General features: G+C 59.3%; 1 protein-coding gene. It reads right to left on the bottom strand.

The features are described from left to right. Nucleotides 1–69: 69 nt before the first annotated feature. The gene (locus tag Q0816_RS25875) at nt 70–1,746 is read right to left on the bottom strand and encodes a formate--tetrahydrofolate ligase (protein ID WP_298856187.1); all 1,677 of its coding nucleotides are present in this window, start codon (nt 1,744–1,746) and stop codon (nt 70–72) included. Nucleotides 1,747–1,749: the final 3 nt, after the last annotated feature.

Raw genomic sequence — 1,749 nt, forward strand, 5'->3', positions numbered from 1 at the left:
AGTGGGCATCGTCATCTCCTCATGGCCCGGGAATATATCCCCGGACCACGAGATGGTTCAAAAAGCGGCTTAGAACAAGCCCTCGATCTCACCTGCGTCGTTAAGGCAGATGGTTTCAGCAGCTGGTTTGCGTGGCAGACCGGGCATGGTCATGATTTCACCGCAGACAACAACGATGAAGCCGGCACCTGCGGACAGGCGAACCTCGCGCACCGGAACCGAATGGCCGGTTGGTGCGCCACGCAGGGTCGGGTCGGTCGAGAAGCTGTACTGCGTTTTCGCCATGCAGACCGGCAGGTTACCATAGCCTGCTTCTTCCCACTCGCGCAGCTGGTTGCGGATCTTGTTGTCAGCCAGCACCTCGTCCGCGCGGTAGATACGCTTGGCGACAGTTTCGATCTTTTCGAACAGCGGCATGTCGTCGGGGTAGATCGGCGAGAAGTTGGCGCTGCCACCTTCAACGATTTCCACGACTTTCTCGGCCAGCGGAGCGGACCCTTCCGAACCCAGCTCCCAGTGACGCGACAGAACCGCCTCAACACCATGCTCACCACAATAGTCACTGACCGCCTGCACTTCGGAATCGGTGTCGGTGACGAAGTGGTTGATGGCGACAACAACCGGCACACCGAACGACTTTACGTTTTCGATATGACGGCCCAGGTTGGCACAGCCCGACTGAACCGCATCGACGTTTTCCGCACCCAGATCAGCCTTGGCAACGCCGCCGTTCATCTTCATCGCGCGCACGGTGGCAACCAGAACAACCGCTGACGGTGCGATGCCCGCCTTGCGGCATTTGATGTTCATGAACTTCTCGGCACCCAGATCGGCACCGAAACCGGCTTCGGTCACGACATAGTCCGCAACTTTCAGAGCGGTCTTGGTCGCAATGACCGAGTTACAGCCATGCGCGATGTTCGCGAACGGGCCGCCGTGGACGAAAGCAGGGTTGTTTTCCAGCGTCTGCACCAGGTTCGGCTGCATCGCGTCCTTCAGCAGAACGGTCATCGCGCCTTCGGCCTTGATGTCACGGCAGTAGACCGGGGTCTTGTCGCGGCGATAAGCAACGATGATATCGCCCAGACGCTTTTCCAGGTCCTTCAGGTCATTGGCCAGGCACAGGATCGCCATGACTTCCGACGCCACGGTGATGTCAAAGCCGGTCTCACGCGGGAAGCCGTTCGAAACACCACCCAGAGACGCCGTGATCTGACGCAGAGCGCGATCGTTCATGTCGACCACACGACGCCATGCAACGCGGCGCACGTCAATCTCGGCTTCGTTACCCCAGTAGATGTGGTTGTCGATCATCGCCGACAGCAACGAGTGGGCCGAAGTGATGGCGTGGAAGTCGCCGGTGAAGTGCAGGTTCATTTCCTCCATCGGAACGACCTGTGCGTAACCGCCACCTGCGGCGCCGCCCTTCATACCGAAATTCGGACCCAGCGAGGCCTCGCGGATACAGATCATCGCGTTTTTGCCAATGCGGTTCAGGCCGTCGCCCAGACCCACTGTGGTGGTGGTCTTGCCTTCACCTGCCGGGGTCGGGTTGATCGCGGTCACCAGGATCAGCTTGCCGTCTTCGCGGTCCTGAACCGAGTTGATGAAGTCCTGGCTGACCTTCGCCTTGTCATGGCCGTAGGGCAGCAGATCAGCGGAGTCGATGCCGATCTTCGCGCCGATTTCCTGAATCGGTTTCTTGTTCGCTTCGCGGGCGATTTCGATGTCGGATTTGTAGCTCATTGG

Origin of the sequence: uncultured Ruegeria sp., assembly GCF_947497005.1 — a bacterium.
GTDB lineage: Bacteria > Pseudomonadota > Alphaproteobacteria > Rhodobacterales > Rhodobacteraceae > Ruegeria.